Annotated in this window: 30 protein-coding genes; 19 read left to right on the top strand and 11 right to left on the bottom strand. The window is 41.0% G+C overall.

Going from position 1 to position 25704, the window contains the following annotated elements; genetic code table 11:
• The first annotated feature begins 85 nt into the window (after nucleotides 1-85).
• Together BLS32_RS12435 and BLS32_RS18870 are read left to right on the top strand one after the other, a co-directional pair.
• Complete coding sequence (locus BLS32_RS12435) at nucleotides 86-310, top strand: hypothetical protein (RefSeq protein WP_091396324.1); 225 nt, start codon at nucleotides 86-88, stop codon at nucleotides 308-310.
• A 351-nt stretch (nucleotides 311-661) separates the two neighbouring features.
• Nucleotides 662-850 (top strand): restriction endonuclease, encoded by a 189-nt coding sequence (locus tag BLS32_RS18870; RefSeq protein WP_371860035.1) that lies wholly within the window; start codon nucleotides 662-664, stop codon nucleotides 848-850.
• A 180-nt stretch (nucleotides 851-1030) separates the two neighbouring features.
• Here the strand turns inward: BLS32_RS18870 and BLS32_RS12425 are convergent, their stop codons facing one another.
• Nucleotides 1031-1684 (bottom strand): hypothetical protein, encoded by a 654-nt coding sequence (locus BLS32_RS12425; protein WP_091396322.1) that lies wholly within the window; start codon nucleotides 1682-1684, stop codon nucleotides 1031-1033.
• 562 nt (nucleotides 1685-2246) lie between these two features.
• Here BLS32_RS12425 and BLS32_RS12420 point away from each other — a divergent pair.
• A complete protein-coding gene (locus BLS32_RS12420; RefSeq protein WP_091396321.1) occupies nucleotides 2247-2903 on the top strand; it encodes an RDD family protein in 657 nt (218 codons plus the stop codon).
• 45 nt (nucleotides 2904-2948) lie between these two features.
• Complete coding sequence (locus BLS32_RS12415) at nucleotides 2949-3296, top strand: hypothetical protein (RefSeq protein ID WP_139171773.1); 348 nt, start codon at nucleotides 2949-2951, stop codon at nucleotides 3294-3296.
• Between the two features lie 95 nt (nucleotides 3297-3391).
• Here BLS32_RS12415 and BLS32_RS12410 read toward each other — a convergent pair whose 3' ends face one another.
• Nucleotides 3392-3673 (bottom strand): hypothetical protein, encoded by a 282-nt coding sequence (locus BLS32_RS12410; RefSeq protein WP_091396317.1) that lies wholly within the window; start codon nucleotides 3671-3673, stop codon nucleotides 3392-3394.
• Nucleotides 3674-3835: 162 nt separating this feature from the next.
• Here BLS32_RS12410 and BLS32_RS12405 point away from each other — a divergent pair, with 162 nt between their 5' ends.
• From BLS32_RS12405 to BLS32_RS12395, 3 genes are all read left to right on the top strand, one after another.
• A complete protein-coding gene (locus tag BLS32_RS12405; RefSeq protein WP_091396315.1) occupies nucleotides 3836-4276 on the top strand; it encodes an SET domain-containing protein-lysine N-methyltransferase in 441 nt (146 codons plus the stop codon).
• 113 nt (nucleotides 4277-4389) lie between these two features.
• Nucleotides 4390-4728, top strand: coding sequence for a DUF6799 domain-containing protein (locus BLS32_RS12400; protein ID WP_091396313.1), 339 nt, complete (start codon nucleotides 4390-4392; stop codon nucleotides 4726-4728).
• Nucleotides 4729-5014: 286 nt separating this feature from the next.
• Nucleotides 5015-5452: a VOC family protein gene (locus tag BLS32_RS12395; protein WP_091396311.1), complete on the top strand. Its 438-nt coding sequence runs from the start codon at nucleotides 5015-5017 to the stop codon at nucleotides 5450-5452.
• Between the two features lie 129 nt (nucleotides 5453-5581).
• Here BLS32_RS12395 and BLS32_RS12390 read toward each other — a convergent pair whose 3' ends face one another.
• On the bottom strand, nucleotides 5582-7390 hold the full coding sequence (locus tag BLS32_RS12390; RefSeq protein WP_091396310.1) for a glycoside hydrolase family 13 protein: 1809 nt from the start codon (nucleotides 7388-7390) through the stop codon (nucleotides 5582-5584).
• 252 nt (nucleotides 7391-7642) lie between these two features.
• Here BLS32_RS12390 and BLS32_RS12385 point away from each other — a divergent pair, with 252 nt between their 5' ends.
• A complete protein-coding gene (locus BLS32_RS12385) occupies nucleotides 7643-9562 on the top strand; it encodes an IPT/TIG domain-containing protein (protein WP_091396307.1) in 1920 nt (639 codons plus the stop codon).
• Nucleotides 9563-9714: 152 nt separating this feature from the next.
• Here the strand turns inward: BLS32_RS12385 and BLS32_RS12380 are convergent, their stop codons facing one another.
• The 3 genes from BLS32_RS12380 to BLS32_RS12370 form a co-directional block, all read right to left on the bottom strand.
• Nucleotides 9715-12663, bottom strand: a complete 2949-nt coding sequence (locus BLS32_RS12380; RefSeq protein WP_170227586.1) for a T9SS type A sorting domain-containing protein — start codon at nucleotides 12661-12663, stop codon at nucleotides 9715-9717.
• A gap of 147 nt (nucleotides 12664-12810) precedes the next feature.
• A complete protein-coding gene (locus BLS32_RS12375) occupies nucleotides 12811-13557 on the bottom strand; it encodes a LytR/AlgR family response regulator transcription factor (RefSeq protein ID WP_091396302.1) in 747 nt (248 codons plus the stop codon).
• Between the two features lie 3 nt (nucleotides 13558-13560).
• On the bottom strand, nucleotides 13561-15528 hold the full coding sequence (locus BLS32_RS12370; protein WP_091396300.1) for a tetratricopeptide repeat-containing sensor histidine kinase: 1968 nt from the start codon (nucleotides 15526-15528) through the stop codon (nucleotides 13561-13563).
• Between the two features lie 269 nt (nucleotides 15529-15797).
• On the opposite strand from BLS32_RS12370, the gene BLS32_RS12365 reads away from it, so the two are divergent.
• From BLS32_RS12365 to BLS32_RS12345, 5 genes are all read left to right on the top strand, one after another.
• Nucleotides 15798-16265, top strand: a complete 468-nt coding sequence (locus BLS32_RS12365) for an SRPBCC family protein (RefSeq protein WP_091396297.1) — start codon at nucleotides 15798-15800, stop codon at nucleotides 16263-16265.
• A gap of 4 nt (nucleotides 16266-16269) precedes the next feature.
• Complete coding sequence (locus tag BLS32_RS12360) at nucleotides 16270-16563, top strand: DUF1398 family protein (protein ID WP_091396294.1); 294 nt, start codon at nucleotides 16270-16272, stop codon at nucleotides 16561-16563.
• A complete protein-coding gene (locus tag BLS32_RS12355; protein WP_091396292.1) occupies nucleotides 16556-16876 on the top strand; it encodes a hypothetical protein in 321 nt (106 codons plus the stop codon). Before BLS32_RS12360 ends, BLS32_RS12355 begins: the two co-directional genes overlap by 8 nt.
• A gap of 66 nt (nucleotides 16877-16942) precedes the next feature.
• A complete protein-coding gene (locus BLS32_RS12350; protein ID WP_139171771.1) occupies nucleotides 16943-17449 on the top strand; it encodes a hypothetical protein in 507 nt (168 codons plus the stop codon).
• A gap of 28 nt (nucleotides 17450-17477) precedes the next feature.
• Nucleotides 17478-17972 (top strand): hypothetical protein, encoded by a 495-nt coding sequence (locus tag BLS32_RS12345; RefSeq protein WP_091396286.1) that lies wholly within the window; start codon nucleotides 17478-17480, stop codon nucleotides 17970-17972.
• 12 nt (nucleotides 17973-17984) lie between these two features.
• On the opposite strand, the gene BLS32_RS12340 is transcribed toward BLS32_RS12345, so the two are convergent.
• Nucleotides 17985-19586: a rhomboid family intramembrane serine protease gene (locus BLS32_RS12340; RefSeq protein ID WP_091396283.1), complete on the bottom strand. Its 1602-nt coding sequence runs from the start codon at nucleotides 19584-19586 to the stop codon at nucleotides 17985-17987.
• Nucleotides 19587-19793: 207 nt separating this feature from the next.
• Here BLS32_RS12340 and BLS32_RS12335 point away from each other — a divergent pair, with 207 nt between their 5' ends.
• A complete protein-coding gene (locus BLS32_RS12335) occupies nucleotides 19794-20507 on the top strand; it encodes an SIMPL domain-containing protein (RefSeq protein ID WP_091396281.1) in 714 nt (237 codons plus the stop codon).
• A gap of 76 nt (nucleotides 20508-20583) precedes the next feature.
• Here BLS32_RS12335 and BLS32_RS12330 read toward each other — a convergent pair whose 3' ends face one another.
• Nucleotides 20584-20784, bottom strand: a complete 201-nt coding sequence (locus BLS32_RS12330; RefSeq protein ID WP_091396278.1) for a hypothetical protein — start codon at nucleotides 20782-20784, stop codon at nucleotides 20584-20586.
• Nucleotides 20785-21027: 243 nt separating this feature from the next.
• Here BLS32_RS12330 and BLS32_RS12325 point away from each other — a divergent pair, with 243 nt between their 5' ends.
• The 4 genes from BLS32_RS12325 to BLS32_RS12310 all read left to right on the top strand — a co-directional run bounded on the left by BLS32_RS12325 (nucleotide 21028) and on the right by BLS32_RS12310 (nucleotide 23875).
• Nucleotides 21028-21783, top strand: a complete 756-nt coding sequence (locus tag BLS32_RS12325) for a helix-turn-helix domain-containing protein (protein WP_091396913.1) — start codon at nucleotides 21028-21030, stop codon at nucleotides 21781-21783.
• 30 nt (nucleotides 21784-21813) lie between these two features.
• The gene (locus tag BLS32_RS12320) at nucleotides 21814-22974 is read left to right on the top strand and encodes an FAD-dependent oxidoreductase (protein WP_091396275.1); all 1161 of its coding nucleotides are present in this window, start codon (nucleotides 21814-21816) and stop codon (nucleotides 22972-22974) included.
• Between the two features lie 161 nt (nucleotides 22975-23135).
• Nucleotides 23136-23501: a hypothetical protein gene (locus BLS32_RS12315; RefSeq protein ID WP_091396273.1), complete on the top strand. Its 366-nt coding sequence runs from the start codon at nucleotides 23136-23138 to the stop codon at nucleotides 23499-23501.
• A gap of 173 nt (nucleotides 23502-23674) precedes the next feature.
• The gene (locus BLS32_RS12310; RefSeq protein WP_091396270.1) at nucleotides 23675-23875 is read left to right on the top strand and encodes a hypothetical protein; all 201 of its coding nucleotides are present in this window, start codon (nucleotides 23675-23677) and stop codon (nucleotides 23873-23875) included.
• Nucleotides 23876-23983: 108 nt separating this feature from the next.
• Here BLS32_RS12310 and BLS32_RS12305 read toward each other — a convergent pair whose 3' ends face one another.
• Both BLS32_RS12305 and BLS32_RS12300 read right to left on the bottom strand, forming a co-directional pair.
• Nucleotides 23984-24457 carry a hypothetical protein gene (locus tag BLS32_RS12305; RefSeq protein WP_139171770.1) on the bottom strand — a complete coding sequence of 158 codons (474 nt, stop codon included), beginning with the start codon at nucleotides 24455-24457 and terminating at the stop codon, nucleotides 23984-23986.
• A complete protein-coding gene (locus BLS32_RS12300) occupies nucleotides 24393-24593 on the bottom strand; it encodes a DUF2188 domain-containing protein (RefSeq protein ID WP_091396265.1) in 201 nt (66 codons plus the stop codon). The genes BLS32_RS12305 and BLS32_RS12300 overlap by 65 nt, the downstream gene beginning before the upstream one ends.
• Before the next feature lie 272 nt (nucleotides 24594-24865).
• On the opposite strand from BLS32_RS12300, the gene BLS32_RS12295 reads away from it, so the two are divergent.
• Entirely contained in the window at nucleotides 24866-25294 is a 429-nt protein-coding gene (locus BLS32_RS12295) for a hypothetical protein (RefSeq protein WP_139171769.1), read from the top strand.
• Between the two features lie 21 nt (nucleotides 25295-25315).
• Here the strand turns inward: BLS32_RS12295 and BLS32_RS12290 are convergent, their stop codons facing one another.
• Nucleotides 25316-25666, bottom strand: coding sequence for a winged helix-turn-helix transcriptional regulator (locus tag BLS32_RS12290; protein WP_091396261.1), 351 nt, complete (start codon nucleotides 25664-25666; stop codon nucleotides 25316-25318).
• Nucleotides 25667-25704 lie beyond the last annotated feature (38 nt).

Here is a 25704-nt window from a genome sequence, read left to right as displayed (position 1 = left end):
AGGATCTACGAGGAGCAATGCGACCGTTTATGAAGGAAAGACATTTACAATCCGTATTCTTATACCGAAAAAGTTGCAGGAAACGATGATTCAAAAAGCAATCAAGCACCATTTTGAAATTGAAAAATCTTTGCTGACAAGGGATGTGAAAATCAAACCGCTGACACTTTTTGTCGATAACATTGAAGAATATCGAAATAAAGATGGTTACGTTCGAAAAACTGTAGAGCAATACGTTGAAGCAGAAGTAAAAGAGTTGCTGAAAACAGAAAAAGATGTCTTTTACAAATCATATCTCGGAAAACTTTAGTCGACCTTTCTGCGACCCATGCCGGATATTTCTCAAAAGACAAAGGACGAAGCCATTGAAAAAGAAATCAATGATCCTGCATGACAAACAAGCTATGTTGGACTTAGAAAATCCAAGACAGTTTGTTTTTTCAAAATGGACTTTGCGTGAAGGCTGGCAAAATCCAAATGTTTTTCAGATTTGTAAACTACGCAGTAGCGGAAGCGAAATTTCAAAATTACAGGAAATAGGCCGAGGCTTGCGTTTGCCTGTAAATGAATATGGCAACCGTATAAAAGGCGAACAATTTTACCTTAATTATTTTGCATGTTTTACTGAAAGTGATTTTGTAGACAGAAGTTCCATTTTATTGTGGAGACCAAAGATGTTAATAGCAAAGACGGTCTCAGAGATGAACAAAGATTCAAAATTAAACATGCCGAGAAATTTTTTGAAGGCAAAGTTAAAATTGAATTTAGAACCCAATTTAGCAATGATAAGATTGTTGATTTGGTTAAAGAAATTACGGTGTGGTGTTATTCTGAAATAAGAATTATATAAGGCAATCAAATAGCGCAGATCTAAAATCCGTGGCAAAATATTTTTTATAAGCCCCGATTGGAAATCCGCATACAAAAAAATGCGACTGCAATCAGCCGCATTTTTTAATCACATTAAATTTAAAAATACTCCCATCCGCAAAGCCACTAAATTTCCTAAACCACTTTAGCCATAAACTAATCACCCAGCAGCTTCAATGCTCCCTTCAAATTCCCCGCGCACTACATCTTCCCGGGACAACCAATATTCTGACGTAATCAGCTGGTAATTGCTGTAGTCTGCGGTTTTCAGTTCCCAGACAATACTTTCGGCGTCGGGGAAATCGACATTTTTGGTGAGTTGCTCTTCAAACATACGGACCACCAAATTATTGGGTGACATACCGTGATGAAGCAACCTCAAAAGTCCTGCTTTGGTTATCGGTGTTTCGCTATTGTTGTCAATTGTAAAATCAAGCAGCGTCGCCTTGGTATTCAGGAACGTGCCATTAAACGCTTTGAACAGCAATTGGTTGATGTTGTATAGAGCGTAATGCAGCGAAGTGTCTGGATATTCTTCTGAAATTTTATCCAGCAACATATCGTGTGCCATTTGGTCCATTTGCCCTTCATTTAAATGCTCTGAAAGTTTGTACTGAAGCAATACCCTGGCGGCTGCGGCAGGCTCAAAATCGGTGATCGCCATCTGTAGCATTTCCAGCAAATTTTCTGTTTTGATGCTTTTCGAATCCGGGAAATCAAACAACTCTAAAAGTTGGCGGTAATCGTTTTCGGTCCAATAATTCGCGATTTCATCTAAAGATTCTATTGCATTAATTTGCACATTGTAGTTCATGTTATAAGTTTTTATCCGTTTGTAAGCATTATAATCTCAAACAAGCTTTGGTTGAAAATTTTAACCAGCTTTTAGAATAAACTTACGCGATAGTTTTTAAGACTCAAATTTGCGTGCCGTTTTTTGGGAAAATTTTCTCATTTAGGAATTAAAAAGCAACTACCGTTGTGCGTAGAAAATATTATATATCAATTATTATACAAAAAATAAAAGCATCTCCGCCATTTCATTTAATGCCGATTATCTGAATTGGTTTGATTTTGATAAAAAACACACCAACCTGATCAGGATCAAAGAGTTTAAAAACCGGAATGGTGACTGAAAGAAACAAGTCTGTTTTTTGAAAATTTGAAAGTGGCAGGTATTATAACCAATACTTTAGCAAGGGAATTCGGGACGACATTTTGTTTTACCCATACAAAAAGTAGACATCAACCAACGATATGGGAAGAAATCAGGAAAGAAAAAAAACTTCAAACAATTTATGCTATTTGTGATAAAATTTCTCCATATTGACCACAAAATAAGATTAACGGAAAGCCACTTAATTTAAGACAATAACATGAACCAAAAAGAAACGCCAATCAGGCTTGAAGGAATTAATGATAATATTTATGCCGGATTCTTATCAAGATTTGCATCGCTTCTCTTAGACGGCCTCATTATGTTGCCATTTATCTTTTTTGTATTGTATATCAATGGCCTGTCGATAAATATGTTTTTTTATACGATCATTCCAAATTTACTAATCGGGATTTGGTATAATATTTATCTTCCGAAAAAATATGGCGGAACGCCTGGAAAGCTAATTATGGGCATAAATATTATAAAAATAAATGGAAAATCATTGGGATGGAAAGAAGCCATCTTACGACATTTAGTGATGTTCATTTTGACCATTGGCAGCATCATCGTAACGATTATCTGCATTTCAAAAGCCGACGAAACTGTTTACACAAGCTTGGGCTGGTTGAAGCGATCACAATATTTAATGTCATTGGCTCCTACTACATTCTTGATTTATACCTGGATGACAAACATCTGGACTTATAGTGAATTTATTGTATTGTTAACCAACGACAGGAAAAGGGCCATTCACGATTTTATAGCAGGAACGGTCATCGTTAAAAAAATCTACATTGATAAAATAAATGAAGTCATGTATGCTGAAAAACAAGAAATGAACAACGAAATTCCTGTTTCTGATGATTCTAACTGATACATAGCCACAAGTAAGCCGCAACGCATGACTAAAATGCCAACGATGGATTCAAAAGAACAATTTTTCAAAATCATTAGTACCTATTATAGTAATATTACTGGCGACAAAATTCCCAAAGCCTTTTTAACAGGGATGTGTGTGCAAATTACAGATTACTATTATGATCAATATACAAGATCATATATGCACAATCCAAAATCCAAAAAGCGCTATTCAACTTTTGATTTGAAAGACATTGATCATCCATATACTTTTGAAATCGCAATTAAATACTTTAAAAAAACAGATCCAAATCAATATCTTCATTATGCTGCTTTGGCTTTAGACATGACTGAATCTGACATAAAAGATTTTGAAAAAAGCCGCGAAGACTTTTACAATATGTTTTAAATTGACTGCAGTTAACGGCCTTAAAAGTCCATATAAAAACGCGTCATTGCAAAGCGACAGCAAAAGCAAGATTTCGGAAACGTTGCAAAAGTGCTTTAATGTTTGTTTTTTATGGTATGGATTTTATCCTCCAAATATTGCGTATACAAAGTTTCACACGGATCGCCTTTTATTTGGATGACATCGCCTATGGAAGTCAGGAATTCTGCCACCTCTGTCCAGCATTCTTCGAGTGTGGAACAGGAAATTTCTTTTAGTGTCGTCCCGTCTTCTTTAAAAACCACCAGCAGCCAGATGGAATTGATATACAAACCATACAACAATTTATATTCCCTGGTTTCGAGTTCTTTTTGGATTGATATGTGAAAATAGCCCATAGTATAAGATTTAGTTTACTAAAATTAATCCTTACCCTATTAAATCGGATTACTAAATATTCCCGAAAACTTGTACTATTAACGATAAAGTGGTTAATTGCAGCTCCCATTTCCGATCACGCTTCATTTGAATTTTCAAAGATTCTACAACCCCTATAATGCATGAAAACCGTTTCCTACCATCAGATTGACGCTCCAGAATCTGATTACCTGTACATCAAAACCTCGCAATTGCCCAACGCTGGCAACGGCCTGTATGCAGCAATCGATATTTTTAAGGACGAAAGGATTTCGATATTCAATGGCAAAATGCTAAGCGACCAGCAGGCTTTAAAAATATCGGCAAACAATCAGGACCAATACTTTATCATCATGCCGAACGGCCACATCATGGATTCGATGCATACCGATTGCTTCGCCAAATATGCAAATGATGCTGCGGGCTTATCTAGCGCCGAATTTAAAAACAATGCAAAAATCGCCCTCGACGACGAAAACAACGTTTGCCTCATTGCCATACGAAAAATCAAAGCCGGTGAAGAAGTCTTTTGCGCGTATGGAAAAAAGTACTGGAAAAAACACGGGAAAGGATTGAGAGATTAAATTTATTATCGGAACGGGAAATACCGAAATTCTGTAAAGTTTTAATTTCCTTATGGAAAAGCAATGGCATCCTAACTTCGTAATTTCGTCTGATAATCCTAAACCAATATCAGATGAAAACCTTTAACACTTACAAACTATTATTCACAAGCCTTTGCCTTGGCTTATTTTTGCTTTCCGGAACTGCACACGCGCAATCTTCGAAACTCAACGTTTCGGTCATCAAAGACTGCTGCATGATGACCGAAGGCAAAATGATGCAGCTAAAAAACGGACAGCTCACTCCAATCAAAAAGCCAGTGATACTTGCTAATGGCACCAAAGTCAAAAGAAACGGCAAATGCATCCTTCCCGACGGAACGAAAATCCGTATGGTAGAAGGCAATTGTATGGACAACAGCGGAAAATTAGACAACTGTGCGGTGGTTGACAAACCTAAAAAAGTATCGTAAATTAATTTTTACATTTTATAAAATGCGGGTGTGGTCATCCGCATTTTTGCGTTCTACAAAAGGTATTCGACAAGCAAACACTGCAAACTACTCTCAGGCAAATCCAACATAAAACTAAATTTGCGTCGTTATATTTTACTTAAAAAATCAAAGAGTCATCGTGCTTTCTGTCGCAATCGGCCGCTTTTTTTACGCTTTTATCCCCTGCGGTCCTTAAATTATTCGATACTTTTGATTAATGAACAATACGATTGCAAAATTATAAACAACTAAAAAAACAAAAACCATGGCACTTATCAATCCGCACATCAATTTTAACGGAAATGCTGAAGAAGCATTTAATTTTTACAAATCGGTCTTTGGCGGAGACTTCGCAACCATCATGCGCTTTAAAGATTTATCATCGAGCGAATATCCGATACCTGAAAAAGAGGCCAACAAAATCATGCACATCGCTTTACCCATTGGAAAAAACGTATTGATGGGCAATGATGTTCCCGAAAGTATGGGTCATGTAGACGAAAATGAAAACCGATCCAAGATATCAATCAGCGCAGAAAGCCGCGAAGAAGCCGATCAATTGTTTAACGGACTTTCGGCTGGTGGAACTGTTGAAATGCCTATTGGCGACAGCCCTTGGGGTTCTTATTTTGCGATGTTCAGAGACAAATACGGCATCGAATGGATGGTAGATTTTGACCCAAAATACAACGGGAAAGTATAAACATAGGGCAATGAATGCCAATGAAACGTTTAATTCTCAAGCATTGAACGTTTTTTCGCGAAGGATTTTACAACATTAAATAAAAAGCCGGTAAGTCATCTGATTTACCGGCTTTTTTATTTTAAAGTATTAATTATTCCCCAGCACGACCAAATCCATCGGCTGTACCAAAACTTCCTTCACCTGCTTTTTAGTAAACACATCCTTAAATTTATTTTTGCCAAGAAGTGCATTCGTAAAACGAACCGGTTTATCCGATCTGTTGATAAATACCAAAACTTCTTCATCATTCAGTCTGCGGCTAAAAGCATAAAATTTCTTCGCATCGTCTTTTTCAATTGTCGTATAATTGCCAAGCTGGATCGATTTGTACTTTTTGCGCAGCATCATAAATTTTTGATACCAATGAAACAAATCCTTGTTAAATGCCACAGCATCAGGATCGTGTTTGCTTTGATCCGGATTGAACGTTTCCGCATCATACTTCCTGTCTTCCCAGACCATCGGCTTGCGGCAATCGGGATCGTTCGCGCCCCAGATTCCGGCTTCGTCTCCATAAAAAATCATCGGCGAACCCAGATACAACATTTGAAAAGCCGCGATTAATTTTTGTTTCTGGATTTGTTCCGCATTCGGTTTTCTTGCGTTATACGATTTGTTGTTGCTTTTCTGACTCCAGTTAAAATAATCGCCCCAATCGCCAAATTTTTTCCCATCAGGATTTGCAACTGCACTAGCCAAACGCGTGGCATCATGGCTGTTCATCAGGTTTTGCATGTTCAGCGCCACATCATTTCCAAAAGCATCACGCAGTTCTTTAAGCCGCGCATCAAATTGCGTTACGGTCGAAGCCGATTTTTCCTGGATGAAGAAATCATGCATGATGAAAGCAAAATTGTAATTCATCGTCGCATCAAATTCGTCGCCTTCTAAATATGGCCTTGTTTTTTCTATCGGATAAACCAATTCCGCAGTCATGTAAGCCGTCGGGTTGATGCCGCGAACCCACTTGCGCCAGTCTTTCCAGAACGGATGGCCCACATCATAAGCCACATCAAGACGCCAGCCATCAATACCGTCTTTGATGCCTTTGTCCATCGGATTCATCCAGCGTTTTGTCGCATTGAAGATGTATTGTTTTGGCCCGGCCACGATGCCATTCTCGTTTTCTTTAAATTCCGGCAGCGTTTTTACACCAAACCAGCCTTTGTATTGAAAGGTAGTTCCCTTTGCGGGATCGTTCCAGCTGTCTATCGAAAACCAGTCGGCATACGGTGAAGCCTGCTGGTTCTTTTCAATATCCTGGAACGCAAAGCTTTTCATACCCATGTGGTTGAATACGCCGTCAAAGATGATGCGCATGTTGCGGGAATGCACTTCCTTGATCAGCTTCAAAGCCAGCAAATCAGCTTTTGTCCATACCCAGGTTTTTGCGTCAAGCGGATTTTCTGTCTTCATCAGCGCAACATCGCCTGCAGGATCTGGCCCAAAAGTAGGATCTACGTGGTGGTAACACAGTGCGTCATATTTGTGCGAAGACGGCGACCAGAAAATTGGTGTCAGGTAAATGGCATCCACACCAAGGGATTTGATGTAATCGAGTTTGTCAATAATACCCTGCAAGTCACCACCATAGCGGCGGCGCTGAATGTTATAATAAAGGTCTTTGCCGTTCTGCTGCTCATAAGGCTGCAATTGGTACCAATCACTTGTCCATGGATGGATTTGGAATGCAGAAGTAATATCAAAAGGATAAGCGCCGTCCTGGTCAGCAGCTTTTGGGTCGTTTGTCTTATCGCCATTGTTAAAGCGTTCGGGAAAAATTTGATACCAAACGACACCTTTACTCCATTCCGGTGTAAATTTTTGCTGCGCTGTCGCGGATATTGAAGCGAAAAGGATCGGTAAAACCAGAAATGATTTGAAAGAAAGATGCATAAATAAACTTTAAATTATCGGTAAGGGTAAATATAGGCAAATAATTTTCTTCGCATTTAAAATTAACGGCCGGTACCAACAAATTATAGGCTTCCACTTCAACCATATTTATTCAGGGTTTTCCCCTATATTTTACAAAAGTGGAATTCACGGATGTTTAAAATTTTGATTGTTAAGAATTTAGCAAAGTAGCATCGGATGAAAACCATTCGCAAAACAATCTAAAAATTGTATCCACTAAATTCATTTCTCATGAAAAAAATTACCTTCCATTTTATTTGCAGCCTGTTGGCTCTTATTGCTGCTGCTCCGCTGTACAGCCGCCTGCATGCGGATAAAAGCTCGTATTGTACTTTATTGCCACCGGAAATCACCTCCTTTTCCCCTACTTCTGGCTTGTCAGGCACCACCGTTACGATCAACGGAAGCAACTTCAGTACGACACTTTCGGATAACAGCGTCACCTTTAATGGCATTCCGGCTACAATCACTGCAGCTACAGAAAATGTGTTAACTGTTGTAGTTCCCGAAGGCGCAGCTACAGGTGCGATCAAAGTTTCTTCCGGAATTGGCCAGGCCACGAGTTCCAGCATTTTTACGGTATTTGCCGCGACCAGCTGCAACGCATTATCAAATAACAATTCGAAATATTGGTATTTTGGCAACCAGGCCGCAGTCGTTTTTGAAAGCAATGGCCCGGTCGCGCTTACCAACAGTTCAATGAGCCAGTTTGAAGGCGTTGCGACAATGAGTGACGCAAATGGAAATTTGTTATTTTACACCAATGGCATCACGATTTACAACCGCAACCACCAGACCATGCAAAACGGCGACGGCCTGTTGTCGAACAGCAGCAACACACAGGCGGCGTTTGTCGTGCCGTTTCCGGGAAATCCAAACCGGTATTTTGTGATTACACCAAATTCATATTATTACAGTATTGTGGATATGGCTTTGGATAACGGAAACGGAGCGGTTGTCGCTGACGCCAAGAATATATTGCTGACCAATGAAGGCTCTGAAAAAGTCGCCGGACTACTCGCAGCCAACCAAACCGACATCTGGCTGATTACTTACGGAAACAGCCAGAGCCGTTTCAATACCTATAAAATCACCAGTCAGGGCATTACCGAAACGCCGGTCGTTTCTGCATTTCCTGTAGCATCCGGATATTTCGGCTACATGAAAATTTCACCTGACGGAACGAAGATTGCGACAGCCAATTTCGACCAGAATTTTCACTTGTATGATTTTGATGCCGCGACAGGAATTGTTAGCAACCAGAAAATTATTACTTTTCCGAGTATTGGCGGTTTTGGAAGCTACGGAATCGAATTCAGCCCGAACAGCAACCTGATTTATTTAGCCGATCACCGTGGTGAAAACAGGGTATTTCAATTTGACATTACCTTAGAAACACCAGAACTCATTGCAAATTCCCGCGTCGCGCTTGCCGCAAACATCCAGGCGCTCGGTGCGCTGCAATTAGGCCCAGACAATAAGATTTACCTGGCACGTGAAAACAGTTCGTTCCTTGGCGTGATTAACCAGCCAAACGTTATCGGGACAGCCTGCGATTATGTAGCCGATGCCGTAAATCTTGCCGGAAAGACATCGAGCCTCGGACTGCCGGGATTCGTAGCGTCTTCATTGGTCAAAACCGAACCTTACATCCATTCGTTCAGCCCAACCAGTGGAAATACAGGCACGACTGTCACAATCACGGGAATCAATTTCAACACCACGCCTTCAAACAATTTTGTAAAGATCAACGGACTTGAGGCGATTGTAACTGCGGCTTCTGAAACCAGCCTTACCGTTACGGTTCCCGCCGCTGCCACAACTGGAAACTTTAGTGTCGAAGTAGGCTGTGGCATTGTGGCAAGTACTGCTGTTTTTACGGTTACGAATTTAGGGATTCATGAAGAGAAGACGAATGAAATCATATTGCATCCAAATCCGTCTGGCGGAATTTTCAATGTGCTGTCGAATGGCTTGTCAGGAACTTCGGAAGTCGTCGTTTCAGATGTAAACGGACGCCTCGTTTACCAGGGAAAAAGCAATTTATCTGAAAATCCGGCGATTGATTTGCATCACATCCAATCAGGAATGTATATTTTGAAGATTATAAATAACGATGCCACTTATACGCGGAAAATCGTTAAGAATTAAGATCATTTCTTTAAAATATATCACTAAGCTTGATGGTTTAAATAAACAATGGTAAAGTTCTGATAGTCATTTTAAAAATCCACAAAAAAAACCGGAATGATGTCTTCCGGTTTTTTTTTTTAATCTGATTTTTGATTGCCCAAACGGATGCTTTACTTCTTTATAAATTTTGCATTCACGCCTGAAGCAGATTTTATGATGTACATTCCTGAAGTCAGCAAACTGATATCAACCGCATTCTTCCCGGCTTTTAAAATTTGATGGTGGATGATTTTTCCGGTCATGTCGATAATAGCAATCTCGGTCGCTTCGTTAAGATTGATGAACAATTGGTGTGTTGCCGGATTTGGATACATGTTCCATTTATTATTTGAAAATGTATCCGTTCCAAGCGTAGCGATTGTCACGCATGCAGAAGTTGCAGTACAGCCGTTTTGAGTGACCATTACGGCATACGAACCGTCTTGGGTGGCAGTATAAGTTGCATTTGTGGCGCCGCTTATCGGTTGGGCGCTGCTGCAATTGACCCATTGATAAGTTGCTCCTGCTGCCGATGCCGTAATCGTATTGCCCTGTGTTGTCGTTGCTGTATTTACCGATTTTACGACTATTGTCATCGTTGTATTTTCAGCACATTGTGCAGAAGATGGAATGAAGGTGTACAACGTGGTCGCTATGTTATTGGCGGCCGGTGTCCACATTCCGCTAACGCCATTCGCTGAAGTTCCTGGCAATAAAAGTGGATCTCCGGGGCAAATCGGGGCAATTTGTGAAAATACAGGAACAACCGGAGCCATGGTAGTAATGACAATCGAATTGCTCGTCGCTGTTAAAGGTGAAGCGCAAGCTGCATTGCTGGTCAATACGCAGGAAACCACACTGTTATTTGTAAGTGTATTCGTGGTAAATGTCGCGCTGTTTGTCCCAACATTATTTCCGTTTACTTTCCATTGGTACGACGGAGCGTTACCACCATTGTTTGATATTGCATTAAATACAACGGTTTCGCCATTACAAATGTTAGACTTTGAAGCAGTGATTGCAACCGAAGGTGTACACAAAGTTGGCGCAGGCCCAGTTAAGCAAATACCAAAATTGAGCGTGCTTAAGCGCGGAATGTCATTAAAGATGCGGATGTAGTATTCCTGGCCGGTGACAAAATTGTTATTGGTGTAATTTTCACCGATACCGATAATATACGTATTGACACACTGCAAAACCGCTGCGTTGCATCCGCCCTGGATAATTTCAAAACCCTGGTTCAGTCCGGCATTGGACGAAAGCGTAATGCCCATAGTCGAATCGGTTGCCGTGAATTTATACCATATGTCCTGTACGGCTGCTGTTCCGCAGGATGGCGTAGCGCCGTTCATCATTGCTCCGCTAAAAGTTCCGTAAGTGTAGTTGCAGGTATTTCCAGGAGTTAATTCTGTAGCATTGGCACAAATATCATTTGGCGGACTTGGATATCTTTGGATGCAAATCCCAAAATTAAGCAGGCTCAATTGTGCAATGTCATTAAAAACGCGGACATAATATTCCTGCCCGGCAACGAAATTGTTGTTGATGTAAAATTCACTATTCCCTACAATATAGGTATTTACACACTGTAAAACGGTACCATTGCATCCGCCCTGGATAATTTCAAATCCATGATTTAAACCTGTTTGGGAAGAAAGTGCAATGCTCATAGTGGCATCGGTTGCTGTAAACTTATACCAGATGTCCTGTATAGCCGCGTTTCCGCAAGAAGGTGTTCCGCCGTTCATCATCGCACCGCTAAACGTTCCGTAAGTATAATTACAGTCGTATCCAGGTGTCAATGGCGTTGCATTGGTACAGGTATCATTTACCGGACTTGGATATCGTTGGACGCAAATCCCGAAATTAAGGGTGCTCAACTGTGCAATGTCATTAAATACGCGGACATGATATTCCTGGCCCACAACGAAATTGTTGTTGATGTAAAATTCGCTATAGCCTACAATGTAGGTATTCACGCATTGGAATACCGTTCCATTGCACCCGCCCTGGATGATTTCAAAACCCGGATTCAATCCGGCATTGGAAGAAAGTGCAATACTCATGGTCGCATCGGTTGCGGTGAACTTGTACCAAACATCCTGTAACGCTTCTGATCCGCAAGACGGTGTTGTGCCGTTCATCATCGCACCGCTAAACGTTCCGTAAGTATAATTACAGTCGTATCCAGGTGTCAATGGCGTTGCATTGGTACAGGTATCATTTCCCGGACTTGGATATCTTTGGATGCAAATCCCGAAATTGAGTGTGCTTAACTGCGCCGTAGCATTAAATACGCGTACATAATATTCCTGACCCACAATGAAATTGTTGTTGATGTAAAATTCACCATTGCCTGCAATGTAGGTATTCACGCACTTTAAAACGGTTCCGTTGCATCCGCCCTGGATAATTTCAAAGCCATGATTCAAACCGTTTTGGGAAGAAAGTGAAATGCTCATGGTGGCATCGGTTGCCGTAAATTTATACCAAACATCCTGTAACGCTTCTGATCCGCAAGACGGTATTGCACCGTTCATCATCGCACCGCTAAAAGTTCCGTAAGTGTAACTGCAGTCATATCCTGGTGTCAATGGAGTTGCATTGGCACACGTATCATTTTCCGGACTCGTATATTTCTGGACACAGATTGCGAAATTGCTGGCACTCAATTGCGCTGTAGCATTAAATACGCGGACATAATATTCCTGGCCGGGAACAAAATTGTTATTGAAATAATTTTCACCATAACCTGTGATATACGTACTCACACAAGCTAAAATGGTTCCGTTGCATCCGCCTTGGATGATTTCAAAACCATGATTCAAACCTGGGACGGCGTTCAGGGAAATGCTCATCGTGGCATCGGTTGCGGTGAATTTGTACCAAACATCCTGAAGCGATTCGGTGGCGCAGGAAGGTGTTGCACCATTCATGCTCATTCCGCTAAACGTTCCTATGGTGTAATCGCAGGAAAATCCCGGAATTATCGTAGTTGCATTTGCACATTCATCGTTTCCGGCTGCATGCAAAAGCAGTTGCGAAAACAAAGCAAAAAAGAGTAAAAGGTATTTTTTCATAAAATCAGATAAATTAAAGGCTTGAAATTTTAGGGTTTTTAAACAGCGCAAAAATATCTTTTTAAATGTTCTAAAAAAATCAAATGAACAAGCGCGCATTTCTGCCACAAATTCGCGGCAGAAATCGTGCGATTTGAAAAATTAGGTTTACAATGCGTTTAACAATGCCACAAATTCTTCCTTTTTCCTGGTTGCCAAAGGGACCTGCGCTTTGTCTTTCATGACAATCATCCCTGAATCGCTTTTGACATAATGGTCAAAATACATCATGTTGATGAGATGCGACTGGTGCGACCGAAAAAAGCCCATTGGTTCGAGCAGTATTTCATATTCCTTTAAATTGGTGGATACCAACAGGCGCTGTCCGTTTAATAAATAAAAAGTGGTATAATTTTTCTGCGATTCGCAACGCATTATATCTTGCACATTCACCGAATATACTTTTTCAGCGGTACGCAAAATAATTTTCTTTAATCCGGCGGGGCGCTCGATATTGGAGAAAAGCGCACTAAACTGCAGTTCGAGCAATTCCTTGCTTAGCGTTTTTTCGGCTTTGTCCACCGCTTCTATGAGTTCGTCAGGATCAATCGGTTTCATCAGGAAATCCACCGCGCTGAACCGGAAAGCTTTCATTGCAAATTCCTGGTAGCCGGTTACAAATATGACTTTGAAATTAATCGGGCGCAATTGCTGAAGCAGGTCAAATCCGGTACCGTCGTCCATTTCCACATCCAGGAAAACCAGGTCGGGAATAAACCGTTTGACCGCCTCGATGCCGCTGGCGACACTATCGGCTTCAGCAATAATGCGCACGCCGGGACAATATTCCCTGATCGCGGCAACTGTGGCCTGCCTTACATTATCCATATCATCAATGACAATCGCTCTGAGCATAAGTTAGGAGTTTAATTGGTACGGAATTTCGAAATGGGTTTTTACGCCTGTAATGGCATTTTCTAAATTTATCTGATTTGTGGTATGGATGACAATCCCGCTTTTATCGGCGATGCTGTCAAGCCTTTCCTGCGTAATCTGCGTCGACAACGATTGATGGACGTTTGCAGTTTGCTGCAGAAGCCCGGAGCCATTATCGGTCACTTCAAAATAAAGGCGGTTTTCTTTCCAGTAATAGCGGATTGAAATCCTGCCACCATCCGATTTGTTCTTGAGTCCGTGTTTGATCGCATTTTCAATGAAAGGCTGTGTCAGCATTGGCGGCACTAACAAACGCGCTGCATCAATTGATTCATCTACAATGATTTCATACGAAAATTTATCGTTGTGCAACAGTTTTTGAATCGTAAGGTAATTTTCAAGCATACTCAATTCTTCACTCAATACCACAAAATTTTCACGCGAATTTTCGAGGATTTGCCGCGTCAGTTTTGAAAATTTGCCGAGGTAACGCACGGCTTCCGTATCTTTTTTGCTTTGAATCAGGCCCTGAATGTTGGTAACCGAATTGAATATAAAATGCGGTGTCATCTGCGTCAGCAACAGTTTTTGCTTGAGTTCATTATTTTTGCCGGTGTGAATGAGGTGGCGCTGTTTGTTGCGGTAGTACAAGAATAAAATTCCGATAAGCAAGACCAGCACCACGAAAACACTTCCGTAAATTATGCGGTCCCGTCGTCCGATTTCCTGCTGCATTTTCTGATCCTGCGCCATTTTCGAAAGCAGTGCTTTTTTCTCGAATGCATATTGCTGGCTCTGGTCGCGAAGCTCCTTTTTAGACTGCTCCCGCCCGATCGAATCCTGGTAAGCAATGCCTTTTTTGTAAGCCGACAGTGCATTTTCAAATTGCCCCGATTGCCGGTAGGCTTCATGAAGGTTTAAATAAGCATTTGTCAATATCGTAAACGATTTTGGCCCGTTTGCACCGTCTTTTATGGCTTGCTCGGCCGCAACGATGGCTTTGCCGAATTCCTTTTTAGCGACATAAGTGCCAGCCATGAAACTCAGCGTATAGGCTTTCATATAGTCGTTTTGCGTGAGTTCAAGCGATCTTTCATAAAAAGACAGCGAAGCATCGTACTTTTTGAGTTTGAAATTTACGGTGCCCAGCAGCCTTAAAATGGGGCCGGCGATTTGCTTATCAGCAGATTTGATACTGATGTCATAGCCTTTGGTCAGGTATTTTAAGGCCAGGCCGAGCTCGTCAATATATTGGTAAGCGTTGCCCAGGTTGTAACAGAGGCTGCTGTATTGCACCTGATTTGACGGACTGAGTGTTTTCTTGGATTCATAAAAAGCGATCCCTTTTTTATAGTACGGAATGGCTGCTTTAAAATTCAGCTGCTCATTATAAGTCGATGCGATCGCATTGGACGCATATACGATTCCGTCTGCATCTTTGTGCTTTTCTGAAATGCGGAGCGCTTCATAGAAACAACTGATGGCCGTTTTCTGGTCGTCGAAGCGGTTGTGGCAAATTCCTTTGGTAACCAGCATGGATGCGAGCTGCGAATGGCGTTTGGTCTTGCGGTAAATGGCGATGGCCTTGTCTGCAAAAAGCACGGCTTTTCCCGGATCGTTGTCAAACAAGATGCTAAACTGATCGACATATTTGATGGCATCGAAAGATTCGAAATAATCGCGCTGTTGCTCTGTCAACCCGCCTTTTGAAAGGTTTTTCCTGATGATGGCATTGACTTTATCCTCATAATTTTTCTTTTGATCTTCCGGAATATAAGCATTGTCATACATGTATTCAAAAGTCTGCAGGATAATGGTATCCGGCGCTTTCGAGTTCATGATGGCCACCAGCGAATCCAAAGTTTTATCCTGTGAAAATGCGGCTATCGGAACCAACAGCAATAATGCAATGGCGGTGTGCACGTATTTCGTAAAGTAATTTTCAGTCATAACAAGGTCCGGCAAAATTTCTGGCGGTTTAAAAAAAGTACATTTGAAAAGCGTGGCAAATTATAAGAAATTCTGCAAATATCATTACCGGCGGCAAACAAAATTCCCTAAAAAGATGCGCAAAACAAAACATTAAATTATTCGTGGCTTTTTAGCGGACATTTGCAGGGTCTTGCTGATAATTCGCCATTTCGGGTGAATGCCCATTGGTATCAATAATTATTTATATTTGAAACCACAATTGTTAAATTAAATTTAAACTGAAATCAATGGCATCAGAAATTATTGAAACCACGCCCGATTCTGAAATTGTAACTACAAGGGAACTCAATTTCCCCATAAATCTGGCATTTAATGCCTGGTCCGATCCCGGTCATTTAAAAAACTGGTGGGGACCAAAAGGCTTCACCAATACATTCAACACATTCGACTTTCGTCCCGGTGGAAAATGGAACTTCATCATGCACGGCCCTGATAAAGGAAATTATGCCAATGAATGCGAGTTCATCAAAATTGAGGCGCCAAACCTTATCGCATGGAAACGCCATTCACAACCCCTTTTTCAGGTTTTGGTAACTTTTGAAACTGTAGTTGAAAACCGCACCAAAGTGGTTTTTAAAATGCTTTTCGATTCGGCTGAAGCCTGCAATAAATTAAAGCCGTTTGTAGTAGATAAAAATGAAGAAAACATCGACAGGCTTGAAACCGAACTCGCAAAAATGACCCTTAAAAAATGAAACCATGTTTACAGTAGAACAAATCAAACAAGCCCACAGCAAAGTAAAATCGGGTGCCGACTTTTCTTCTTATGTCCAGGAAATCAAGGTGTTTGGTGTCAATTCTTATGAACTTTATGTCACTGACGGGCATACGGATTATTTTGGTGCCAACAGTTACAAAACGTCTGCCGATGCAGAATATGCTGCACTAATAATTTTAGATACCGCAAATGCATCCCAGTTTATATCCGACCTGAAAGCACACCAGCAAGGCAAAACAACTTATATTGCGAGGTTCGGGAATCGATTTGCTTAACATTACAATTCGCGGTGTTCAAAAAGATGAAGACAGTTACCTGAATTATGCGAAAGAAGATGTTTTCGGGTTCGTACTGCTTTTCAACCAGAAAAAGACGAAACAGCAGGAAGCTAAAATGAAATCGCTCACCAATGCGCTTGTCGATGCTGCTTTGAAAAATAACGGAACGTTTTACCTTCCGTACCGATTGCATATTGACCGGGAGAAAATGAGAAGATCGTATCCTCAAGCCGATGCTTTTTTTAAGTTAAAGCTACAATATGATCCGGGAGCACTTTTTGACAATACGTTTTATGAGCATTATAAATAGTATTTGCGCCACTTTTTAATGTTCAGACTGATACCAATACAAATCAATTATAAAAAACCAAAAAACATGAAAAAACCATTCGCGATCGCTGCAATTCTAATGATGGTGTTTGCAAACAGCTATGCACAGTCAAAGCCAGAATTCGTAAAAATTAACTGGCCAAAGGCTGAAAAATGGCATATCGCCGACCAGAAAAAAAGCGATGCCCAAACCATGGTTGAATTGCTGAAAGGCAACGAAACTTTTGACAATTTCACAGAACTCGGAACCACATATTCTTTCCGCAGCACAATGTACATTCCGGTGAAAGACAAAATCGAGGAGCTTTACGAGCGCGTAAGAAAAATTGCACCCACCGCTAAAAAAACAATGATCGAACAGGATGAAAAAGCAGGCTGTCCGTGGTATCTTTATAAAATTGAAAGTCCAACAGAATCACAGGTTTGGTTTGCAGTACAGGGAAAAACCGAATTGCATGTAAGTTTTTGGGCCATCAGGGCTGCTGAAGTTAAAAGTGATCTTCAGGACAAATGGGTGAAAATTTTCAAATCAGCCACGATCAATTGCAAATAAAATAATTACGTATAAAAACCGGTGTTATATGTCTCAAATGACCAGATCATTCAACATTCAATTGGCTGCCGAAGAAATTAAATCGGCGTTGCTGGAAAACCGAAAGGAATTTCTAACCAGGGAAATAAGTCCATCCGAGTTGATGTTTGAGAGCCGCAATTTATTTGGAGCAACAAAAATCAACGGATTTGTAGTGCATTCCATGAACATCCGCGGGCATTTAAAAAAAATTGACGATGCCAATACATCAATTACACTGCAGGCTCATCAGGAAATGACTTTAAAGACTTTGGTATCTATATGTGCAACAGCTCTGGCTTTGGTATTGTTTGCAAAATATTATTTTCATGATCCGGTATCCCTATATTTGATTACGATCATCTTTTCCATTCCGTTTTGGATGCGCTTCGCATACCATTGGCAGGAAAATATGCTTATGAAAAATGTTGCGGAATATTTAAGAAGGCTCGAGCGGCTGAATTCCGATAAACATTTCGATCATCAGCCAAAAAATTACAGTTAAAATATCGACCTATTACAATTCAAAACCATTTTCATCCTGATTTCCAGGCTCGGGATCATTCCACATTTCATCTGCTTCACGCTCTTTTTTTAGCATGTAGTAAATAATAAATCCCGATAAAAATCCGGCAAGAAGTCCGCCTATATGTGCCGCATTGTCTACGCCGCCGCCAAGTCCCATGACAAGATTGTATCCAATGAACGCCACGGTTGTAATCAGAAACGTTTTAGCAAAATCTGGCGGGTACATTTTGAACAGCAACATGGCAAGGAACAATCCGTAAAGGCCGAATATCGCACCAGAAGCGCCAACGGTAAAAGTATTGTAATGCCACCAAAGGCTCATTATGCTGCCGCAGATTCCGCAAATGGCATAAATAATCAGGAAGCGCACCATACCGATCAGCGGCTCGATAAACAATCCTACGATGTAAAGCGAAACCATGTTTCCGAGCAGGTGTAAAAAACCACCATGAAGAAAAACCGACATCAGCAGGCGAAAATATTCACCCTTATCGACATCTTCTGTATTTAAAGCACCCCAATGCAACAAGCCTTCCGAATCAAATTTTATAAACCCATGGCCTGCGAGTACCATCAGTATAAAAAATAAAAGGTTTAGGATGATCAGCAGTGGCGTTCCGTAATAGCCGTCGGTAAACCTGAATATATCGATAAAACCTTGCCAGTTTCTTGAAGCTGCGGGATCAGCAAGACTGTTTTTTATCCGGTCAAGCCCAGGCTCATGAACCGCTGGAAGGCTAATCAGAAACAAAATCAAAAACAGGCCTGCAAGAGTAGATCCAAAAAACCACCAAATTAAATTCCCTGTCCTTTGCCCAAAAGCGGCATCAGATGGAAACAGTATCGTGCCGCCGGAATCGTAAAGCGGATTGTAATTGATTGCCTTCAGGAAAAAGAAATTGTCGTTCTCGTTTGTATTGCGTTCAAAATAAGTCGATTTGTATAAATCTTTCTTTTTAAATTGGGCATCGCCATATTTCATAAATGCCTGTACTGAATCTTTTTTCTGTAAATCGGGTAAGCTGTTGCTGATTGTTTTTTGATATTTCGCACCCAACCATGCCGGGCTATAGGTACTTGTGGTATCTTCTTTATTCTCGCGGATGCTTTCAACAATATACAGGTCGATGTTGAAAATTTCGTTGCTTTTCCCTGACGGATAAACATTGATAAAACCGCCCATTCTGTTTTTGTCAAGATAAAAACGGTCGATCGTATAGTATTTTGTAGGTGTTTGCTTCGAAAAATTACGAATGCTGGTTAGAGCTGTCAACTGGCCGGTTGCTGATGAAAGGTATTTTTGCCCTAAAACAAGCGGCAGCAAAATAGCCAGTCCCATGAGCATTGCATAAAGATTTCGCTTTTCTGCTCCTTTGGTCCTGAAATGAAACAGCATGAGTTTTGGGCGCAGCCAAAACAGCACAATGACTGCAGTCCCAACTAATGGCATCGCAAATTCATAGAAAACACCCGGAAAGCCAAACCACTGCAACCAAATATCAAAAAACCAGTGAACAAACGAGCACACTGAAAGCAGTCCAAAGAGCGCTACAACAAAAGGAGCAAACACGTAACGTAATTTTTGAACCATGATTATCTGAAATTGATTTTCTGATTGAACTTGGATTTTAAAATTGGTAGATTTTAAAACGTGTCGAAACTACAGCTTATTTTAAACTATTCAAAATCATATATTTTTGCACATTTCAGTGAGTGAGGTACTTTAAATGTACAAGTGGCGTTTTAACATAATCTTGGTATTTCTAATCTAAAAAATATATAAACCAAAACCATCTGTATGATAAAACAAACACTGTTTTTTACGATTGCCTTATACACTTTCAATTTACAGGCACAGTCTAAAAATTTCATTGACCAGCCCTACATCGAAACTTTGGCCAGAGCCGATACCTTGGTTAGCCCCGATCGGATTTTTCTGAATATTATCGTAAAAGAAAAAGATTCAAAAGGCAAAATTTCCGTCGAGGAACTGGAAAAAAACATGTACGAAAAACTAAAGTCCATCGGAATCGACACCAAAAAAGACCTCCTTTTAAATAACCTGTCGAGCAATTACAGGAAATACTTTCTGAAATCACAAGACATCCAGAAATCAAAATCATATACATTAATGGTAACTTCTGCCCAATCGGCCGGGGAAGTCATCGCGGCATTGGAAGATATAGAGATTTCAAACGTTTCACTAGAAAGTACGGCATATTCGAAAAGCGATCAAATGGCCTTATTTCTGAAAAGCAAAGCAGTAGCAAAAGCAAGAATACAGGCGCTGGCCTTGGCAAAACCTCTAAACCAAAAAGTATCAAATGCGATCCTTATTTCTGATCTGACGGATGCCAAATATTCTTCCAGAAATATGATGGCGCGAAAGCAACTGGCCTCAAAGGAACTGCTTTCGAGAGAGAGCAAGGGAGAGGATTCTGAGGCTGATGAAGTGGAGTTTGTAAAAATAAAGCTGGCGTCGGTTGTCAATGTCACTTTCAGATTGGAATAGAAACCTCTAAACAGATCTAAAAAAACATGCGTCCCGATAAAACAATCCGGACGCATATAAAATATTTCAAAGCCTTTTACCTCGAACGTTGCAGCAATTCAGAAAGTGGTTCCTGGATGTCGGTATTGCAATGTTTGTAGAATTCTGTTTTTAAATTCCGTACCACTTCACTCCTGCTGAAATCATCGAGATTTCCCATTCGCATTTTCAGCAATTGAACCGTTGGATATTTATAAAGTGTCGATTTAAGCCTGTTGATGATGTAATTTGAGTCCATATGATTAATTTTTTTAATAGTATTAATATTGCTAAATTATCATTGTATGTAGTAAACTTGTTACAACTTTGCATTCCGGCTTTATAAGATTCAGAGACGTTTCAATTGTTCTTTTCGGAATGCAATTACAAATACTGCAGCGCAATTTGACGATGCTTTAACCAAATGACCGCAATTATAATATAATTTTACATTGAAATGTTTCGGATTTATGATCCGTTCGAAATTAAACCAGCCAGCCAAATGAGCCCAAACTTCCACTACAAATTCGTCGCACCCGATCCGGAGATCGCCCCATTTGTAGAAAACATTGGGATGTTCCACAATCCATCCGATACGGCAAAAGAAATCGTGCTGATGCCCGACGGCAGGGTTGATTTGTTTTTCATGCAATCGGCATCTGAGCCTTTCAAAGTCATCCTTATCGGATTGGAAACCATACCGGAACAACGCGAAATCCCGCCGCATACACTCGCTTTTAAAGTCAGTTTCAAACCATTGGCTACCGAATATATTTTGCAGACTTCCATTGCCGATATCTTCAACAGCGGCAAGTTGCTTCCCGAAGGTTTCTGGGATATCGATGCCGATGACCTGACCGATTTTGACGCTTTCCATAAAAAAATAACACAAAAGATCACCGCACTTTTACCTGCTGAAACCGATGAAAGAAAACGCCTGCTTTTCGAATTGATTTATGCTTCGAACGGCGAAATGACGGTTGCCGAACTTTCAGAAAAAGTAGCATGGGGCAGCCGGCAGATCAACCGGTATTTCAATATGCAATTCGGGCTTTCATTAAATGCCTTTTGTAAGATCTTGCGGTTCCGGGCTTCCCTGCAGCACATTGCAAAAGGCAGGCTTTTCCCCGAACTGAACTTCTCCGACCAAAATCATTTCATCAAAGAGATCAAAAAATTTTCAGGCGCCGTTCCTGGCGAATTGTTTAAAAATAAGGATGACCGATTTATACTATTATCAGTCCTGAAACAACAATAAATTTGTCGCGTACTTTAAAATGATACCGACATGTTACTACAAAATAAATCAGTCGCCATTGTAGGCGGCGGCCCCGGCGGGCTCACATTAGCAAGGCTTTTGCAGCTTCAGGGCATCAACGTAAAAGTGTATGAAAGGGATTTGAATGCATCGGCACGCGTCCAGGGTTCTCCGCTCGATTTGCATGAAACATCAGGCCTGGCAGCCATTCACAAAACAGGATTGTTCAACGAATTCAAAAGCAATTTCATGCCGGGTGCCGATAAAACATTGATTGTGAATGAACGCGCCGAAATAAAATACAGCGACCACGATACCAACATTGGGGAAGATTTTGACAATCCATATTTTAGGCCTGAGATCGACCGTGGTGACCTGCGCAAAATACTGCTCGGATCTTTACAGCCTGATACTGTGATCTGGAACAGCCATTTCGTCTCGATGCAAAAACAAAATGACGGATGGCTGCTGCATTTTAAAAACGGGAATTCCGCTTTCGCAGATGTGGTCATCGGTTCGGATGGGGCCAATTCTAAAATCCGGCCATACATCACCGATATTAAGCCGTTTTATTCGGGAATCACGATGCTCGAAGGAAATGTGTACCAGTCAAAAGAATCCGCACCCATAATGCATTCGCTGATTAACGGTGGCAAGATCATGGCGTTTGGAAATGCCAAAAACATTTTGATGGGCCAAAAAGGCGGCGGCGACCTCGGATTCTATGCAAGTTTTAAAGCCGATGAAAACTGGGCCACCACCAACAGCCTCGATTATGCTGATCAAGCACAAATGCTGAACTGGTTTAAATCGGCTTATCCCGAATGGAGCAGCAGCTGGTATGAATTGTTCGAAAATGCCGCGGTGCCATTTGTCCCGCGTCCTATTTATTGCATGCCATTAGACCAAACCTGGAAGGCAATGCCTAACCTCACGATGATCGGCGATGCCGCACACGTCATGCCTCCATTTGCCGGTGAAGGTGCGAATATGGCGATGCGCGATGCACTTGAATTAAGCGATTTCCTGACTTCAGGCAAATATGAAACTGTTCATGATGCCATCTCATTTTATGAAAACAGTATGCGGGAGCGCGCTTCAGAAGCAGCACGCGAATCACTCGAAAACGGTGAAAAGATGCATTCTGAAAATGCGCTGGAAACCATGCTCGGATTTTTCGGTGGATTTTAGTCGATCCCCGAATACTGGTACAGCTGTGAACTTGAATACATATTTTAGACTATAATGTAATTGTACAACTAACAAGCCAATTAGATGTAAATACTTCCTCCATACTTTTCTAAAATTTGTATGAACAGCAGCACAATGACGTGCTTCACAAATTCTGAATTATGAAAAATTTATTTTTATTAGGCGTATTGCTGACAGCGGGTATCGCATCAGCGCAAACAGATTCAAAAAGTGCGTCCCAAAGTATGCCAACGACTAAACAGTCGTCAACGATGTCGACCGATCAAACAGGTAACAATTCATCTTCTGCAGCACAAACCGGACAGAAAAACAAAAAATCCAAAGCAAAGAAGAACAGTGCAAAAAACAGCGGAAATTCTAAAAATGCAAACGGAATGAATGGAAATTCGGGAACATCAGGCGCGCAAACAACAGACGGCCGAACAGGAAGCGGAAACAGTGGAACCATGCCTTCCGGATCTGCCGGAAGCCCATCCACATCACCAGGTTCCGGAAGTGCAAAATAAAACAAGTGTTTATTGAAGGAGACTCCGGAAACGGGGTCTTTTTTTGGCTTTATAATAGTACAAGAATCCAGAAAGATGATGTAAAATAACAACAGCGGGATTGGCTAACTTCGATAGGAAATGCTGAAGCAGCGATAAAACATCCAACCTGCTCCACCTTAAAATTAAAAGTTATGAAAAGTACAAATCACATACCGGATCTTGACAAATCTTCTGAAAGCCGCAAAACCGATGGCGTTGGCCAACATGCATTTGAAGACGAAAATACTAGCGGAAAACTCAGCGATTATCCCGAAGGAAACCTTAATGAAGCCAAATTGCAAACCGACAGCATTGCGGGCAACCAGACCGACCAGCCGGAGGCCGATGAATAAAAAACGCAAATTTCCAAAACTTTTAAATTGTAATCATCTTACAATTCGTGTTTGATTTTTGTTAGTGAGAGCCATCCTGAAGGGTGGCTTTTTTTGCTGTTACTTTTGCTATCTGGATGGAATTTTGCCGTCAAACTTAATCAGATTTACAATGTAATACCGATTGTCACTGTCATTCCAGTAACGTTGAAAATAAATGCTTTCCCTGCAGAAGCCGTCCATGACAAAATCTTTCACAGCATCTTTATCTTCCAGATACGAATCAAAAAGGGTATGGCTCGACAGCGCAATAAAACCGATGAAGACATTGGCGTGGCGGTTTTTCGAATATTTTGGACGGCTTTTATTTGATGCGCTTCCAATGAGGCTTACGTCAATCAGTTCGGCATGTTCGATGTGCTTTCTGATGTACAATGACAACTCCGATTCCAGTTCCGGAATGTGGTCGTGCCAGGTATGGATCGATTGGGTAAAATGGAACAGCAGCATGACCTGGAACATAAGAATGGATGTTAGGTCAGATGTTGCGTTCTTCAAGTATCCTACCGTCAATTCCATGTATGAAGACAATGGCTTTTCCATACAACCTTTTTGCCGCCTCAATGGCACCAAGAACCGCAGCGTTTTTATTTTCTGAAGCAAACAGTACGGCGCATTTGCTGCTGCACTTTGCCGCCCATCCCTGAGGCGTTTTCGTGATGTGGATGCTGTGTTCCATAACTGAAGTTTTTATTTGGCTTGCCGTTTATAAAAATTCGGACAGCGCATTTAAGTAGTATAAATGTAAACACGAAATCAATGATTGGATTACAGCAATTTGTGGAATGATTGTACAATTACAGTTGTTAAAACGCTTTAAATGAAGTGTGATATTTAGCAATCCGGATCAATCCATGCTTAATTTTTTCTAAATTTAGTGCGCCTTGAGTTGCGCCATTAAATTCAATTGCAGATAACAGTTATCAGATAATACGAAAAACGACGATTGATATGAAGATCAAAATACTTACGATACTCGTGGGCGTCACTATGGGATCTTGTAAAACCTATATCATTAGCCCTGAAAGCTTAAAAAGTCAGCTTCTGGAATCTGGTAACATCCGTCAGGAAGTCGAAATAAACAATCCACTTTTATACGGAAATATCAGGTACAAGGCCAATGCGATCGGCCATTTAAGCATCACCGACAAGGATGGAAACAGACTTCTCATGCCAAACTCTCCGGCACTGGAAATGCGCGTCACCCAAAAAAGCGGAAAAAGAAAGATTTTTTATTTTGACACCGTCATCCTTGAAAATGATTCGTTAAAAGGCAGTAAATCGCGATTTATTCCGGGCCTTACTGGCAGCGTCCCTTTTGACAGCATCGTCAAAATTGAAATCCAGGACGGCGGAAAAGATTTTCATTACAAAGAGTGACATCGGGCAAGCCAACGACGCTTATTTTCCTGTAATTACCGCCCGGTGTGTTTTCCCCCAATCCGAAAGGTTGTCAATGATCGTCTGTAATGTCCTGCCATAATCGGTGAGCTGGTACTCCACCGTGATTGGCTGTGTGTCCAAAACCGTTCGTTTGACCAATTGGTTGATTTCAAGATCCTTCAATTCCTTGCTCAGCATCCTGTTTGAGATGCCACTGACATCAGTCAATATATCAGAAAACCTTCTTTTGTTGTAATAGCAAATGGATGAGATAATCGAAATCTTCCACTTGCCGTTCAGCACGTCCATTGCGTCGTGAACGGCCATGATTTCCCTTTTGTGTCCGGGTTGACATACATTGTCTGGCATAAGTTACTTGGTTACTCAAATGTTACTGTTACTTTTAG

This window comes from Flavobacterium noncentrifugens, assembly GCF_900100375.1.
GTDB lineage: Bacteria > Bacteroidota > Bacteroidia > Flavobacteriales > Flavobacteriaceae > Flavobacterium > Flavobacterium noncentrifugens.
The sequence above is the reverse complement of the archived record's forward strand: the minus strand, read 5'-3'. Positions and strand labels throughout refer to the sequence as shown.